Here is a 15071-nt window from a genome sequence, read left to right on the forward strand (position 1 = left end):
TTTGGTCGCGTATGCAGCATGCTTACTTATTAGGGAAAGAGCAGACTGAAAATGATTTGATGGCTTGGAACAATGATACAACACGTTTGCCTTTGCAAATGCATAAAGATTACTTGACTAAATTGTATTTAAAAAATGAATTTGCTGAAGGCCATTTTAAAATAACGAATAAAGTTATTTCGTTAAAAGATATTCGTGTGCCATTATTTATTGTCGGTACACAAAAGGACCATGTGTCTCCTTGGCAATCTGTTTATAAGGCGCATTTATTCACGGATGTTGAGGTCGATTTTATTTTAACGAGTGGTGGGCATAATGCAGGGATTGTCAGCGAACCAGGTCACCCTCGTCGTTATTTTTTTAGCAAAAAAACACTCAGAAACCAGACTTATTTATCCCCCGAAAACTGGTTGAAACAGGCAACACGATATGAAGGATCTTGGTGGCCGCATTGGCACCAATGGTTAGCTGATCATTCAAGCTTAGAGCAAAGTGGAAGCATTGAACGCCTAGGAAGTGCTCAGTATCCACCTTTAATGGATGCCCCAGGAAACTATGTGCTTGTCTCTTAGTTATTGATTTATATCAAAGATCCAGTGCTCATAACTACTGTAGGATAAAATTTCTTCATAAAGGCTTAGAACAGGCAAATCCTATGATGAATGAAAAGAATCAGTTAATTGGGCTGACACAGGTCGAAGCACAAAAGCGTTTGGCAGAGTATGGCGATAATGTCCTTGATGAGAAGAAAGCATCATTTTTTCAAAAAAAATAGTCAAGCTGTTGTGGGGGCCTATCCCCTGGATGATTGAAATTGCAGCACTGCTCTCGTTATTTCTTGAGCGCTGGCCTGATTTTATCATGATTATGGCATTACTCATTATCAACTCAGTGTTAGAGCTAGTGCAAGAGTTTAAGGCTGATAGTGCAATTTCTGCATTAAAAAATAAATTAGCTCTACAGGCGTATGTGAAGCGAGATGGCAGGTGGCAAGATATTCCTGCAATAAAACTTGTGCCTGGTGATCTAGTGACGATCAAGCTTGGAAATATTATTCCGGCAGATATTAAATTACTCTCTGGTGATTATTTGTCGATTGATCAAGCCGCATTAACTGGTGAATCTTTACCGGTCACTCGTTCTTTGGGAGATACCGTTTACTCGGGAACAGTGATTAAACAAGGGGAGATGGTTGGTATTGTCGAAAAAACGGGTATGAGTACCTTTTTTGGTAAGACAGCGGCATTGATTGCTGAAAGTCATACGCCCTCAGAATTGCAGCAAAGTATTTTAAAAATGGGACGATTTTTAATTACATTTACTTTGATTATTTGCGGCATCGTATTTTTGTATGATCTATATTCGAGTTTTCACTCTGGAGCAGTAAATACACTTTCTGATAACATTATCTTTATGCTGGTTCTCGTTATTGCCGGGATTCCTGTGGCTTTGCCAGCGGTAATGTCTGTAACGCTTGCCATAGGTGCTAAACGCTTAGCCAAATTCAAAGCAATTGTTGCAAAATTAAGTTCGATTGAAGAGCTTGCGACTATGGATGTACTGTGTTCAGACAAAACAGGGACATTAACCCAAAATAAATTAACGATAGGCGATGTCTTTTGCTATAACGACCATGATCACTCAGATGTAATAAACTATGCTTGCTTCGCATCGAATCCTCATAGTCATGATGCAATTGATGAAACTTTATTTGCTTACGAAAAACAACTGGATAAGCAGAAAATTGACGGTGTAGATATTGAAGCATATACGCCATTTAACCCAGTTAGCAAAAAAGCAGAGTCTGTGATTAAGAGTAAAGAAGGGCGCTATAAAATTATAAAAGGAGCTCCTCAAGTCGTTTTTGCTTTATGCCGTAATGAGAGTATGGAGAATGCCGAACAGACGGTCTCAGATCTTGCTGGGCGAGGTTATCGTGCGCTTGCTGTCGCAATCTCTGATGCTTCTTTAGAACAGTATAACTTGGTTGGGCTTATTTCATTATTTGATCCTCCAAGAGAGGATACCCAAGAAACATTACATGCGATTCAGGCACATGGTGTTGATGTAAAAATGGTGACGGGTGACCACAGCGCAATTGCTCAAGAGCTTGCACGAAATCTTAAGGTTGGCAGTCATATTGTTCCTGTGGGTCAAGTGATTCATGCTAGAGGTGAGAGCAAGGGAATAAATATAGAGTCAGTGGATGGCTTTGCAGAAGTGTTGCCAGAAGATAAGTTTGAGATTGTGAAAACACTTCAGGAAAATAAGCATATCGTTGGTATGACCGGAGATGGCGTGAATGATGCGCCTGCAATTAAACAAGCGAATATAGGCATTGCTGTCAGTGGTGCGACTGATGCGGCGCGAGCAGCGGCTGACTTAGTATTAACAGAGCCTGGATTGTCTGTAATTACTCATGCGATTGATGAGTCAAGAAAGATTTTTGAGCGTCTGAAAAGTTATGCGGTGTATCGAATTAGTGAAACTGTGCGCTTATTGCTATTTTTACTCTGCGCCATTCTTGCTTATAATACTCACCCCTTAAGTGCTGTGATGATTATTTTAATCGCACTTTTGAATGATATTCCTATTATGATGATTGCCTATGATAATACGAAGGCTTCAGTAAGCCCAGGGATATGGAAAATGAAAGAAGTGTTTATATTGGCTGTGGGTTTAGCATTGGTCGGTGTCGTCTCAACATTTGGCTTATATTGGCTTGCTGATCACTATTGGTTTGCTAACTTAGCCTCTCAGTCTAAGCAGCTTTATCTAAATACTATCGCATTTATGGGAATATTGTGTGGTGGTAATTTAACGATTTACTTAACACGCAATGAAGCGATGCCTTGGAGCCGACCGTTACCAGAATGGAAGTTTTGTTGTGCAACATTATTTTCATTGATGGTCGGGACATTAATTTCTGTCTATGGGTTAGGGTCAAATGACTTTGTGGGAATTGGCTGGGTGTATGCACTGTATAGCTGGATGTATATTTTAGTTTGGTTTGTCGTCACAGCGGTTGTTAAGATATTAATCTATAAATTATGCCAACTTGACTTTATAAAAAACAATGGATTGAAAGAGATTGTGACTTGATGCTTGAGATTCTAAGTGCTGTGAAGCGTGAGCTTTGCTATTAATTTAGTAGTACATTTAAAAATAAGCACTATTATGAATTACAAAAAAGCGCTATTTGCAACAGATTTAAGGTGGAAATCTTTTAGTGCTGCAGATCAAGCCGTACATGTTGCCCAGTGTCTAGGCATAGAAGATCTAACAGCACTTTATGTTATTGAGAATAGAAAATTTTTGTCGAAAGTTTTTTACCAAGAAGAAGAGCATCTTGCCTACTGTAAACTTTCGGAACTTGCTTCGTTTAGCCATATCAGAAATTATTTAATCGAGGAAGGTGATGCAAGAAAAGTGGTATTAGAGTTTATTAATGAGCACGACATTGATCTGCTCTTTATTAATGCGCACTGTCATAGTGGGTTTGATCGGCTAGGTTCTGTGGGGTATGCTCTTGTGAATCAGGCACCATGCCCTGTTTGGTTATTGCCTTATGGCAAAGAGGGTTCGTGAAAAGGTCGTAATCGTTAGCTGAGAGATATGTTATGAAAGAAAAGAGAACTGTTGCTGAAGTGATGAACACACCGGTGATTACGGCGAATATGGATGCTTCTTTAGAAAAAGTTTATGGCTTTTTTGAAAAAAAATGAAGATTAGTCATTTAGTGGTGATGGAAAAAAGCAAGATTGTTGGCGTGATTTCTGATCGAGATGTTTTAAAAGAAATTAGTCCTTATGTTGGAACCGCTGCTGAGTTAAATAGAGATATTGCGACGACCAAAAAGAGGGCTCACCAAATTATGTCAAGACAGCCTATTTGTGTTCTTGAAACTGCTTCAATTTTCGAAGCTATTCAATTAATTTTAAAACATAGTATTTCTTGTTTGCCGGTTATTGATGAAAAGAATAAATTGTGTGGTATTGTAAGCTGGAAAGATTTATTAAGACGCTTTATGGAAGAGCTGCGCGATGCAGATGATGGCACTCTTATTGACTTTAAAGCTTTATAAGTAAAAGTGCCATGCTGCTGTTAATTTACTGAGAAAGTTGAGGACGTGGTAAAATGAAAAAAGCAAAAAAAACAAACGAGTTGTAACATGGCTTGAACCATATGGATGCCCTCAAAGCTAAAATGAGCTTGAACAACAATTTGATCAATAACAATAAAGCAAAACCATAGCACCAAGCTTGCAATAAAGGCATAAGAGACATGCTTTAGCCATAGCTCATAGTCACGCACTTTAGTGAGGAAGGCACGCCAAAATAAACTAGCGTTAACGAGTGACCAAGCGACAATAATTAGATACAAGCTAAAGGATAACCAGTTAGGAGCATTAAATTTACTCAGTGCAACGGTAATGCTTGGATAGTTCATATCATTGATCCAATGGATAAAAATCCAGCCCATTTCTTGCAATCCTGCAAAAAAATCATTCAAAAAAACAACCGTCCACCAAATAGCCCATACAAGTAATATGGTTTTTTTGAAAAATAGATAATGCATAGTTTATCGTCCCTGAAAATATTTATTATCTTAAATGTAGTCTGGTTTATTATTAAATAACAATAAAGTCTATTTTTTATTACATTTTAACTTTTATTGATATATATCAAATATTGTAAAATTAGTTTGAGAAAGTAAAGCAGGCGGAGCATGTGCCCGCTTGCTATTTTTTACCCTCAGCTAGAATAAGTATGTCGCATGTTGCTCTATTGGCAACGGAGTTGGCTGTAGAGCCCAAGGCCCCTATAAAGTTATGGCTATGGCCATTTAGAATGATAAGATCAACATCATTCTCATCAGAGAATCTTATTATATCTTCTTTTGGGTAACCCTGGACTATATGTAAATCTTTTTGGTCAATATCAAATTGAGCGCCTAACTTTTTCATAGCATTGTTAGCTTGTTCAACTAATTGTTTTTCAAGATTGTAATCCCCTATGTAGCCATAAGTGGTTGCCATAGTACGAATAACGTGCAGTAAACTAAATTTTGCATCAAATGACTTGGCAATTTGTTGCGCATTTTCAATGGGAGCTAGGTTTTTGTCATTTAAATCAGTTGCAAATAGGATGTGTTGGTATTTCTTTGTCATAGCATTCACCACCTTGTTAATTTTTGAATATATTTCATATTTGACCTTACTGATAAGGATAACAAATTTATTTGCAATTAAATTGATTTACATCAAAATGTGCTAAGTATTAACTTAAGTTTGTTCATTTTGGGCTCTGATTTTTTCAATAAGATTTTTGTGCTTCGTCAGGTTGTGTACCTAATTGTTCTATGACAAGCTGGGCAATGCGTAAGCTCGATTCTAGTGTTTCTGCAACAACATGATTGGCACCTTCATCATAGAGTATATTGAGATCATGCGTATCTTCAGATCTAACAATAACAGGTAATAAGGGAAATTGCGCTCTTAGTGACTTTAAGACATGTTGTGATGCATAGTGGTCATCAATAGCAATGACTGCAGCGCTAATATGTTCGCCAATAAGTTGTTGCCAGAGTTGCTTTTTGCGAGCATCACCATAAATGATAGGGAAGTTTTGTTTTTTAAGTTTTTGAACGCGTTCACCGTTATAATCGAAAGCTATGTATGCGATATGTTGCTCTTCTAATACTTTGGCAATGAGCTGCCCGACACGGCCGAAGCCCGCGATGATAATTGTATTCTCATTCATGATCAAGGACGGGGAATGAGCGGCTTCAGGTTTGTTAAAAAAATAGTGGCCACATTGCCCTGCAAGCGGAGCCAATTTAAATAGCAGTGGGCTAAACATCATTGCGATAACAGTGACGAGAAGAAAGAATTGCACATCATCTGTAGGCATGAGCTGTGTGCTCATGGCAACGCCAAAAATCATCAGAGCGAACTCTCCTGGCTGAGCAAGGTATACGGCTGACTCTGCAGCTTGACGGCCAGGAACTTTAAAGGCTAGAGCGAGCAATAGCATGGTTGCGGACTTAAGAATATAAATCCCAGCGACAGCGAGTAATAATAACATGGGGTGACGGAAAACTTCCTCAAGGTTCACCATCATGCCAATAGATAAAAAGAAGATACCTAATAATAACCCTTTGAGGGGGTTAATAATGACTTCGACTTCATGCCGAAACTCTGTTTCAGCAATGAGCAAACCCGCAATAAAGGCACCAAGTGCAAGCGATAGACCAACGATATAGGTCAGTGTAGAGCAAGCAATAACAATAAAGACAACAAATGAGGCGAGCCATTCAGGAGAGGTTGAAAAACTCACAGAGCGCAGTAGAGGCGTTAAAACTTTTTTCCCTAACCAAAAAATCAAAATAACAGTACATATTCCGATTATTAGGGAGGTGCTTAGAGCAATAAAGATATTGCCTTCGCCACCTTCGTTAAAAGAAGAAGTAAGCACTAAAATAGGAACAACCGCAAGGTCTTGCATGAGTAGGATAGAAAAGCATAAAATTCCGATTGGGCGACTGGATAGTTTTCGCTCTTCGAGTAATTTCATTACGATTGCTGTTGATGAAAGTGCAAGTGATGCACCTAGCAAGACTGAGCTTTGTAAAGAGTTGCCAAATAAGAGCGCAACTGAAAAAATCAATACGGCGGTCAACAAGATTTGCGCTGTGCCTAAGCCAAAAATATAGCGACGTAGTTCTTTGAGTCGGTCAAATGAAAGCTCTAATCCTATCATAAACATAAGCGCAACAATGCCCAACTCCCCAAGCAGATGAACTGTTCCAGACTTCTCAATAGTGATATAAGAGACCCAAGGATATGCATCAGCAAAAACAGCTAAGCCAAATGGACCAACGACAACTCCACAAAGCAAGTAACCAAGGACAGAAGATATTTTTATTTTCTGTAGCAACGGAACAATTAACCCTGCAACTGCAAAAAAGAGCAATATGCTTGAGATGATATTAATCACCTGATGACTTTCTGTAATCGCTTGGTCCATACGTTAAATATTCCTGCTTGGTCGAACTATAAGTATACGTGGTACTCAATATTTGTGAAGAAATCCAACACTTTTTTGTACTGTGTTACATTAACAATTGGCGATAAGTGTCAGTCTCAAGTTAAAGTAAACCCATTTTTGTTTAAATATAATTATGAAGAAGCCGGGTTTTGGTAATGAGTATCAGTTCTGTCGATGCCTTGCCTTAGAAGAAAAGACTTGAGCCCTGTCAGAATGGTCTTATTTCAAAAAAATCGTCAGTGATTTAGTGAGTTACTCATTAATGTTGCTTAAATGGCTAAGTGTCAGCTCTCCAGCCTGTAATTGAAGTAACCACTTCTCATGGCCTTGAGTTGCCGCTGAAACATCTTCATAGCTTTCTAGGTGGAAATGGCTGTCGGCTCCTGTTAGGGCCATAAAGGTGCTATAAAGCAAAGGCAGGTTGGGTGGATTAAAACCATTTGAGAGTGGATGTGAAGAAAAAGTGAATACCGTAATGACATCCATATGCTCAATCGTGTCATAGCCGACTATCCATTGTTCAGATTCACGCATACACAGACTTATTTTCTCGGGCCAGAGTGACTTTTTTCTGTCATTGAGTGGAACTGGCTCACTAAAAGAGTCTAATAGATAGACAGTTTGCATGACGGTATATTGAACCATATTTAGCCCCATATATTACTTTGGCGGCCCTAGTTAATTAAACTTGAGTGGTTTGATGATAATTAGTGAATTATACCATTATCAAAAGATACTGCATTGCAAGATTGCACTCTTGGGTAAAAAGGTTAAGATAAGCTGAACTAAAATTACAGTCAGTATTAAGAAGAAGGGGCATTACATGTTAATTGGCATTCCTAAAGAAATTAAGAACCATGAGTATCGTGTAGGGCTCACTCCTGCAAGCGTTCGTGAGCTTTTAGCTCATGGCCATCAGGTGATTGTTGAAAGCTCTGCGGGTGAGGGCGTTGGCATGAGCGATGAAGACTATCGCAGTGTTGGTGCTGAGATTGTCGGTTCAGCAAAAGATGTCTTTGATAGCGCTGAAATGATTATTAAAGTTAAAGAGCCGCAACCACAAGAGTGTGAGATGCTCCGAGAAGGTCAAGTTCTCTTCACTTACTTACATTTAGCCCCAGATCCAAAGCAAACTGAGCTATTACAGCGTTCAGGCTGTACGGCAATCGCTTATGAGACGGTGACCGATGCACGTGGGCAATTGCCACTACTTTCTCCAATGAGTGAGGTGGCAGGTCGTATGTCTATTCAAGCGGGTGCACATTGCTTAGAAAAAGCGCAAGGTGGCCGTGGCTTGTTACTGGGCGGAGTTCCGGGCGTTGCGCCTGCTAATGTGGTTGTTATTGGGGGGGGACGTTGTTGGGACCAATGCACTGCAAATGGCTGTTGGTATGGGCGCAAATGTCACTGTTTTAGATAAATCTCTACATCGCCTACGTGAGCTTGATGCTCAATTTGGCTCGCAAGTTAGTACTATTTATGCGACACAAGAGACGATAGAGCAATACGCACTAGATGCCGATCTAATAGTTGGAGCCGTTCTCGTTCCAGGAGCTGAGGCACCTAAGTTGATTACGCGTGATATGTTACCAAAAATGCGCAAAGGAACCGTGATGGTTGATGTTGCAATTGATCAAGGCGGTTGTTTTGAAACAAGTCGTCCGACAACACACTCAGACCCGATCTATAGTGTTGATGGGGTTGTTCACTATTGTGTTGCAAATATGCCAGGCGCAGCGCCATATACATCAACCATCGCACTTAACAATGCGACATTGCCATTTGCTCTTCAACTGGCAAATCAAGGCGCGAAGCAAGCGTTAGAAAATGATCCTAACCTGCTTAATGGGCTGAATATCCATAAAGGGCAAATTACTTACCCTCAAGTGGCTAAAGCATTAAACAAGAGCTTTACTGACCCAAAAGATATTTTGGCAAATTGGTAGAAACTTTATAAATTGATTATTGATTAAGCTTAATAAGTCACTCAGTTGTTTTGTAACTCGAGTGACTTATTTTTTATCCGTAGGTTTGTCTTTTTTCCTTCTTTGTCATTCTCTAATTTTAATTCTTTTGCTGTATCCGTATTTTTTCTTCGATACCAAGTAGGGCGTCATCTTCATTTTTTAGCGAGCTGCTTACGCATACCTTGTTCAAAATTTTCATAGGTGACGATAATAAGCCCAATAAAAAAGACAATAATGACCAAAAATGCAAGTGCCGCTTGCCAGGATACTGCTGGATTAAACAATAAGACGATAAGAACTAGAACGATCAGCAATTTCATTAATGCACTAAGGGCATGGCTATGGCTGGGGCGCATAATGTCTAACTATCAAGTATTCGCTGTAAATCTTTTTTTAAGTGATGCAATCACCATACCAAAAATTTTTTTGACACCAGGTTTTGAGTATCTTCACTGTGAGCATTTTGATCATTGATAATGGTTTTCGCTTTTTCTAAGTCAACATTATCTAAATGAAACCGAGTATAGGGGTTAATGCTGTTTAGCCATTGGCCATACCAGTTTTTCCAGTTTGCTTCTATTTTTCTTAATTGCGCTAAACTTTTTTTCTATACGCTTATGCTCGACACCGTAAAAACCAATCAGCTTTCGATAGATCCGATCGAGGTCAAGGCGAGAACTTTCGAGTTTATAGCGACGATTCTGATAGGTGTTGCATGCACGCATATAAAATTGTTCGCGAGCCACTGTTTTATCAGAACCTATTTCTTCAGGACGAGTTGGAGTATGATGATGTTTGGGCGATGCTGCTGTCTTTTTCTTTTTTGTTGTTTTTTTATAAAATCGAGCATCCTCAAAGGCTATCCTGTACTTATCTAAAGCTCGAAGGAATGATTTGATGTTTTCATTGCGCTTTTTCAGCTCTGTATTATATTGCAGTTGACTCATGTATTTGATAAAGAAAAATAAAGGTAAGTAAAAAAACAACTGCGATGATAATTAAAGTTAACAGTGTTGTTGTAAATGCCTGAGCATACGAGAATACAATCAGACTACTTAAGATAAGCACTAAAACAGCAATCAACAGTAAGCTTGAGAGTACGCTCATAAATTTTAACACGAAGTATTATATGTCAACTATATATTGTTATCGACAGTAAGGAAGCAGAGCTTTACCTTTAAATTATACCATTATCTTAATCGCAGATTAATAAATGAAAAATAAACAAGAAAGCATAGCTAGCGATAGTAAGTTGTCTAAATTGTTTTTGATTCTGAGAAGTATATGATTTTTGCTAGATGTCATGCGGGATTCCAGGGGGGCTAGAAGTAATAAGAATTCACACTCTTTACTGCAATTAAGGAGCCACTGGTGGTTGCTCCAAGCTCTAATTTAATTCTAGTTTTTTCATTAAAAATTCGATAAAGCAGGTTATTTTTTATTATTAAATTTTCGATATGGAAATACAGCATAAGCAGGCAATGGCTTAACTTGATAAGAGCTTAATATATTAACTAACTGTTTATCATTGATTGCCTGAATAACAGTAAAACTTGGTAAATAAACAATGCCTAATCCAGAAATGGCGAGGTTTTTTTAAATCAAGACTACTATCACTTCTGATTTGACTGCGGATCGGTGTCCAAATTTTTTGATCTTCATGTTGATAACGCCATGTACGATTGTGGTTATGATAATGATCTAAGCAACGATGATCAGTAAGTGCATTAGGTGTTTCTGGTATGCCATATTTATTTAAATAATCAGGAGCGGCACAAGTGATTTTATGCCAATAGCCTAACTTTTTAAAATGATAATTAGAATCAGGTAAATCGCCAAAATGAAGGACTAAATCCAGCTCTTGTTCAAGTAAATCCAGTAAGTGATTGCCGTTTTGAATATGCACGTGAACATCGGGGTAATCATGAATGAATTGATGCAGCATGGTGCTGAGATAAAGCTCACTGATAGAACGAGGCAGCCCGATTTTTATTGTGCCGATCACATCATGATTTAAGCTTTTAAGTTGTGCTTTTGTTGAATTAAATGTCTGTAACCATTCTAGGCTTTGCTCATAAAAGAGACTGCCTGCTTCGGTAACGACGACGGTGCGAGTATTTCGGTTAAATAATTGTGTCCCTAATTGAGACTCTAATTTAGCTATTTTGCGTGAATTGCAAAAGATATTTAATAAAAATAGCATTGTATTTAAAACTGTCAATAATTACAATCGTTAATAATTTAATATTAATCCATTGATATCATGTGGCTTTGCTTGTTTTCTTACTTTTTTCTCAGTATCTTCATATGTTTTGATTACCTTATTAAAGGTTCCAGTCGAACACTTTGGGTTTTATTTTGCTGTAATTGGCATTGTTTTTTTATTGGTAGCCTTATTAGCGGATATTCAGCAAAAAAAAATAGGGACATACTCTACAGTATTAATTGGTGCTATATTAGCCACCTTAGCAGGGATTGCAATGCTCGTTTGGTATTTAATGTTTGGTTTAACCGTCATGTCATTTTTTGCGCCAATGCTTGTGATGGCAATTGGTGGTGCAATGTTAATGGGAGGCGGAGCGGGGGGGGCTATTGAGCCATTTCCTGAGATGGCTGGTACTGCGTCCGCGCTGTTTGGCTTTTGTGAATTTATCTTTGCATTTATTGTTTCAACGATTGTTTTAGAATGGAAAGTGACAAGTACAATTCCACTAGCAATGACTTTGATTGTTTTAGGAGCCAGTGCAACACTGGTCGTGTTTGTTTCTCCACGTGTGAAAATAAAGCGCTATGGACAAGATACAGATATGGGACGGAGCTAACGCTCCTTCTTCCCACCATTACTTTTTTACTTGATTAATTTTTGTTATCAGATTTTTAGCAGAGATATAGCCAATTGACTCAGCATGTTGCACTGCATGTCCTTTTGCGTTGAAGAACTGGAGAGTTGGCGGCCCAAAAACATGAAAGACGTGTTGTAATTGCCTCGCTTGCTCATCATTTTTTGTAATATCAGCACGAATAAGCACAAAGCCTTTCAGAGCTTCAATCACTTGAGGATCGCTGAATGTTGTTGCACCAAGTTCTTTGCAGGCAGTACACCAGTCTGCATAGTAATCGAGCATAACAGGCTTACTCTCATTTTTAGCTTGTGCTAGGGCAGAGTTAAGTTGTTCTTTTGTATACACGGTTGTAAATAGATCATAATGAGGTTGTTGATTTACTTTTGTTATAGAATAATCTTGGTTTAGGCTTAATTCATTTTTTGGCAATAGTGTTTTTAACATTAACCCTGCACCTAGTATAATAACGATGACGCCTAGTGCCTTTATAAGGCGCTGCCAAAGTGTGTGCGCAGCTTCAAGCGTGCCTAAAGCAATGGGAGAGATCACAAGGAAAAGCCCCCAAATGAGCGACATCACTGCATTAGAAAGAATTCGGGAGATCATCCAGATCGCCATAGCAATTAAAATTAAGCCCAGTAGCGTTTTAATTTGATTCATCCAGCTGCCTGCTTTAAGCATGAGTTTACCTCCGGATGCTCCAAGGATAAGCATTGGAACACCTAGGCCAAGTCCTAAAGCAAATAATGCGCTGCCGCCAAGCAATTGATTACCTGTACTACTTAAGTAAATTAAGGCACCAGCGAGAGGGGCTGTTAGACAGGGCGAGGCGACTAAGCTTGATACAACCCCCATCATTGCTGCGCTCAAATAAGAACCCCCTTTGATCTTTTGGTTGGTATTATGCAAGCGGTTGCGGATAACAGCAGGTACTTGTAAGTCATAAGCACCAAATAATGAGAGAGCAAGTAAAATAAAAACTAAGCTAAATACGCTAATGACCCAAGGGTTTTGTAACATCGCTTGTAAAGATTGGCCGAGGCTTGCAGCGACGACGCCAGCAATGGCATAACTGACAGCAACACCTAAGACGTAGGATAAGGATAAAAAGAAGGCGTTTCTCGTTGTATTATTCTTTTGGCCTAAGATTATTCCCATCAATATAGGCAGCATGGGTAAAATGCAGGGAGTTAAAGAAAGAAGGATGCCAAAGCCAAAAAAGCTTAAAAGAATTAAGCCAAAGTTATGTTCAGAAAACAATGCACTAATTGTATTTAAGCTTGGCGCTGTGAAAAAGCCACTTGTCATCTGAGGCTGGTTATTCAGAGAGTTCGGGGACGTTAGATCCGTTGTTGGCTGAGTTATTATTTTAGCAGCTGCTTGGGAGTTAAATTGAAATGTTTTGATTTGAGGGGGGTAACAATAGCGACCAGGCTGACAGCCTTGATATTCTACTGTTAAGCTATAAGGCAAACCTTGTGGGTTATGTACTGGAATCTGTATATCAACGGTGTGTTGATAGACTTGGTAGTTGCCTAATACGCTATCGTTATTATAACTACCTAAAGGCATGTCAATTGGGCCAAATTTAACGGTGTCGGGATTAATCGAAAAGTGAATTTTGTTTCTGTAAAGTTGCAAGCCAGGCGCGATATCCCAATGAACATTAAGAATCTCTACCGCACCTCTTTGCTGAGTGACAGTAACATTAAAATCTTGAGTATTACTACTAGGAAAGGAGAAAAGGTGAGTGTTATCAGCAGCATTGACTACGACGGTATTCATAATGATGAACAGTAACAGTGTAATGCTGAATCGATAGAGAGATTGTAAATTAATAACGTAAATTTTCATATATATTGCTCTATTATATTAATCTATATAAAAAGACGATAGTTAGCTTTCAAACAAATGTGTATTGCGTGAGTATTTCATAATTAATTTTAGTAATTATTGCGGAGGCTTAAAAATAGCATCGACGATGGTAAAACGACGGAGCTGGAGAAGAAAATAAAGCATGGTACCAATGAAAATAGCGTAACTTATGTCAGCCATCGATAAGGTCTCGCTCATCTTGATATCATGATAACCGCTTGTTGTTTTTTGCCCCGACACTTTAAACACATTGCTCGAGCAGCTTTCTAGTGTTGAGACATTGGTGGGGGTGGGTGATGCAGAGAGGCCCTGCTCCATGAAAAATACAACATTAATCGTGACCACAGACAGTATTGAAATCAAAAACAATACATTAAATTTTTTGGACATCATCACCCTAATTTTATAGATACTGGTAGAAATATAAAGGGGGGAGTGGCAGCTGTCAACGTGTGCAAGCTGGTAGATTTGTTTAGAACCGTTGTCGCCCTTCTAGCAGTGAGACTTCCTTGAGAATATTAAGTATTCGCTCTTTAGGACTGCCTTTTTCTACTAAATAATCAATATCATTATCGGCAATGACTGAAGCAATACGGCTATCTTTAATATGCCCGGTCAGCATGACGATCAACGCGTTAGGCTGTTGAGTACGAACATGTTTTACAACCGAATCACCGTTTACTTGGCCCATGTTAAGGTCCGAAAAAACAATATCAAATGATGATTCATTGATGTGTTTAATTGCTTCTATTCCTGATAAAGATGTGGTGATATCAGCGCTTTTATGCTTTGACCTAATCAGCCTTTGCATAGAAGAAAGAGTATTTTCACTATCGTCAACAATCAGTATCTTCATAAACAAAACACGAGAGTAATATTATTTACTTAAGTATACGTTATTACCTCAACTATCAGCCCTGAGATTTTAGCATGGTCTTGGCCAAACTCTAATAACTCACTGATATTTTTAATTTTTTTGCCTGGTTTTAGGGGGGGCTGCTGTATTTGTATGAATCACTAAAGAAAACAGAGAAGGAATATGAGAACAACAAACAGATATATATGATGTTTTCTCTAAGCATATGGAAAGTCATAATGGCCAGCTTGATGCTAGTGCTATAGCAGGTTTCGGACGATGATTTGGGTGGTGTCCCAAAAGTGTTGCTAGCCCATTGACTGTATATAACAGGAATTTCACACTTTTGAGGCAGAAAGTGGCCGCATTGAAACAACTGCCATCCGTAGTAAAATTTAATTTAAAGAAGCATCTTATCAAGCTGGGTGTGGCACTAAAAAATTGAAGATACTTCTCTGTTAGCAGGTGCTTTGTGGTTCTA

Annotated in this window: 17 protein-coding genes and 1 pseudogene; 8 read left to right on the forward strand and 10 right to left on the reverse strand. The window is 38.7% G+C overall.

The features are described from left to right. The 5 genes and pseudogenes from BGC07_RS01280 to BGC07_RS01295 form a co-directional block, all read left to right on the forward strand. A pseudogene (locus BGC07_RS01280) lies at positions 1-572 on the forward strand (poly-beta-hydroxybutyrate polymerase); the annotation flags it as partial. A gap of 83 nt (positions 573-655) precedes the next feature. Beyond that, positions 656-775 carry a cation-transporting P-type ATPase gene (locus BGC07_RS19160; protein ID WP_077216686.1) on the forward strand — a complete coding sequence of 40 codons (120 nt, stop codon included), beginning with the start codon at positions 656-658 and terminating at the stop codon, positions 773-775. Between the two features lie 29 nt (positions 776-804). Next, the gene (locus BGC07_RS01285) at positions 805-3102 is read left to right on the forward strand and encodes a plasma-membrane proton-efflux P-type ATPase (RefSeq protein WP_069311657.1); all 2298 of its coding nucleotides are present in this window, start codon (positions 805-807) and stop codon (positions 3100-3102) included. Between the two features lie 75 nt (positions 3103-3177). Continuing rightward, complete coding sequence (locus BGC07_RS01290) at positions 3178-3588, forward strand: universal stress protein (RefSeq protein WP_139121572.1); 411 nt, start codon at positions 3178-3180, stop codon at positions 3586-3588. A 157-nt stretch (positions 3589-3745) separates the two neighbouring features. After that, on the forward strand, positions 3746-4084 hold the full coding sequence (locus BGC07_RS01295) for a CBS domain-containing protein (protein WP_201258158.1): 339 nt from the start codon (positions 3746-3748) through the stop codon (positions 4082-4084). A gap of 20 nt (positions 4085-4104) precedes the next feature. Here BGC07_RS01295 and BGC07_RS01300 read toward each other — a convergent pair whose 3' ends face one another. From BGC07_RS01300 to BGC07_RS01315, 4 genes are all read right to left on the reverse strand, one after another. Further along, the gene (locus BGC07_RS01300) at positions 4105-4578 is read right to left on the reverse strand and encodes a hypothetical protein (protein WP_069311659.1); all 474 of its coding nucleotides are present in this window, start codon (positions 4576-4578) and stop codon (positions 4105-4107) included. 163 nt (positions 4579-4741) lie between these two features. Further along, positions 4742-5170 carry a universal stress protein gene (locus tag BGC07_RS01305; RefSeq protein ID WP_069311660.1) on the reverse strand — a complete coding sequence of 143 codons (429 nt, stop codon included), beginning with the start codon at positions 5168-5170 and terminating at the stop codon, positions 4742-4744. Positions 5171-5315: 145 nt separating this feature from the next. Then, a complete protein-coding gene (locus BGC07_RS01310; protein ID WP_077216687.1) occupies positions 5316-7028 on the reverse strand; it encodes a cation:proton antiporter domain-containing protein in 1713 nt (570 codons plus the stop codon). 273 nt (positions 7029-7301) lie between these two features. After that, entirely contained in the window at positions 7302-7694 is a 393-nt protein-coding gene (locus tag BGC07_RS01315; RefSeq protein ID WP_069311661.1) for a hypothetical protein, read from the reverse strand. 178 nt (positions 7695-7872) lie between these two features. Here BGC07_RS01315 and BGC07_RS24090 point away from each other — a divergent pair, with 178 nt between their 5' ends. Then, a complete protein-coding gene (locus tag BGC07_RS24090; RefSeq protein WP_268801585.1) occupies positions 7873-8469 on the forward strand; it encodes an alanine dehydrogenase in 597 nt (198 codons plus the stop codon). Then, complete coding sequence (locus tag BGC07_RS24095) at positions 8381-8995, forward strand: alanine dehydrogenase (RefSeq protein WP_268801586.1); 615 nt, start codon at positions 8381-8383, stop codon at positions 8993-8995. The genes BGC07_RS24090 and BGC07_RS24095 overlap by 89 nt, the downstream gene beginning before the upstream one ends. Positions 8996-9168: 173 nt before the next feature. On the opposite strand, the gene BGC07_RS21415 is transcribed toward BGC07_RS24095, so the two are convergent. The 3 genes from BGC07_RS21415 to BGC07_RS01335 form a co-directional block, all read right to left on the reverse strand. Beyond that, positions 9169-9336 carry a hypothetical protein gene (locus tag BGC07_RS21415; protein WP_235602820.1) on the reverse strand — a complete coding sequence of 56 codons (168 nt, stop codon included), beginning with the start codon at positions 9334-9336 and terminating at the stop codon, positions 9169-9171. Between the two features lie 210 nt (positions 9337-9546). Continuing rightward, on the reverse strand, positions 9547-9963 hold the full coding sequence (locus BGC07_RS21420) for a hypothetical protein (protein ID WP_235602821.1): 417 nt from the start codon (positions 9961-9963) through the stop codon (positions 9547-9549). Positions 9964-10541: 578 nt separating this feature from the next. Next, positions 10542-11219: a LysR substrate-binding domain-containing protein gene (locus BGC07_RS01335; protein ID WP_139121573.1), complete on the reverse strand. Its 678-nt coding sequence runs from the start codon at positions 11217-11219 to the stop codon at positions 10542-10544. Positions 11220-11328: 109 nt separating this feature from the next. Here BGC07_RS01335 and BGC07_RS01340 point away from each other — a divergent pair, with 109 nt between their 5' ends. Then, complete coding sequence (locus tag BGC07_RS01340) at positions 11329-11838, forward strand: MFS transporter (RefSeq protein WP_069311663.1); 510 nt, start codon at positions 11329-11331, stop codon at positions 11836-11838. Between the two features lie 18 nt (positions 11839-11856). Here BGC07_RS01340 and dsbD read toward each other — a convergent pair whose 3' ends face one another. The 3 genes from dsbD to BGC07_RS01355 form a co-directional block, all read right to left on the reverse strand. Next, positions 11857-13713 (reverse strand): protein-disulfide reductase DsbD, encoded by a 1857-nt coding sequence (gene dsbD, locus BGC07_RS01345; protein WP_069311664.1) that lies wholly within the window; start codon positions 13711-13713, stop codon positions 11857-11859. 96 nt (positions 13714-13809) lie between these two features. Next, entirely contained in the window at positions 13810-14127 is a 318-nt protein-coding gene (locus BGC07_RS01350; RefSeq protein ID WP_139121574.1) for a hypothetical protein, read from the reverse strand. 79 nt (positions 14128-14206) lie between these two features. Continuing rightward, on the reverse strand, positions 14207-14590 hold the full coding sequence (locus tag BGC07_RS01355) for a response regulator transcription factor (RefSeq protein WP_069311666.1): 384 nt from the start codon (positions 14588-14590) through the stop codon (positions 14207-14209). Between the last annotated feature and the right edge of the window lie 481 nt (positions 14591-15071).

Source organism: Piscirickettsia litoralis, from assembly GCF_001720395.1.
Taxonomy (GTDB): Bacteria; Pseudomonadota; Gammaproteobacteria; order Piscirickettsiales; family Piscirickettsiaceae; genus Piscirickettsia; species Piscirickettsia litoralis.

Bases quoted from the DNA above. Each gene is read 5' to 3' on its own strand.
- BGC07_RS01300 (WP_069311659.1), bottom strand. From the start codon at position 4,578: ATGCATTATCTATTTTTCAAAAAAACCATATTACTTGTATGGGCTATT.
- BGC07_RS01335 (WP_139121573.1), bottom strand. From the start codon at position 11,219: ATGCTATTTTTATTAAATATCTTTTGCAATTCACGCAAAATAGCTAAA.
- dsbD (WP_069311664.1), bottom strand. From the start codon at position 13,713: ATGAAAATTTACGTTATTAATTTACAATCTCTCTATCGATTCAGCATT.
- BGC07_RS01305 (WP_069311660.1), bottom strand. From the start codon at position 5,170: ATGACAAAGAAATACCAACACATCCTATTTGCAACTGATTTAAATGAC.
- BGC07_RS01285 (WP_069311657.1), top strand. From the start codon at position 805: ATGATTGAAATTGCAGCACTGCTCTCGTTATTTCTTGAGCGCTGGCCT.
- BGC07_RS01290 (WP_139121572.1), top strand. From the start codon at position 3,178: ATGAATTACAAAAAAGCGCTATTTGCAACAGATTTAAGGTGGAAATCT.
- BGC07_RS01355 (WP_069311666.1), bottom strand. From the start codon at position 14,590: ATGAAGATACTGATTGTTGACGATAGTGAAAATACTCTTTCTTCTATG.
- BGC07_RS21415 (WP_235602820.1), bottom strand. From the start codon at position 9,336: ATGAAATTGCTGATCGTTCTAGTTCTTATCGTCTTATTGTTTAATCCA.
- BGC07_RS01350 (WP_139121574.1), bottom strand. From the start codon at position 14,127: ATGATGTCCAAAAAATTTAATGTATTGTTTTTGATTTCAATACTGTCT.
- BGC07_RS01310 (WP_077216687.1), bottom strand. From the start codon at position 7,028: ATGGACCAAGCGATTACAGAAAGTCATCAGGTGATTAATATCATCTCA.
- BGC07_RS19160 (WP_077216686.1), top strand. From the start codon at position 656: ATGATGAATGAAAAGAATCAGTTAATTGGGCTGACACAGGTCGAAGCA.
- BGC07_RS24095 (WP_268801586.1), top strand. From the start codon at position 8,381: ATGTGGTTGTTATTGGGGGGGGACGTTGTTGGGACCAATGCACTGCAA.
- BGC07_RS01295 (WP_201258158.1), top strand. From the start codon at position 3,746: ATGGAAAAAAGCAAGATTGTTGGCGTGATTTCTGATCGAGATGTTTTA.
- BGC07_RS21420 (WP_235602821.1), bottom strand. From the start codon at position 9,963: ATGAGTCAACTGCAATATAATACAGAGCTGAAAAAGCGCAATGAAAAC.
- BGC07_RS01315 (WP_069311661.1), bottom strand. From the start codon at position 7,694: ATGGTTCAATATACCGTCATGCAAACTGTCTATCTATTAGACTCTTTT.
- BGC07_RS24090 (WP_268801585.1), top strand. From the start codon at position 7,873: ATGTTAATTGGCATTCCTAAAGAAATTAAGAACCATGAGTATCGTGTA.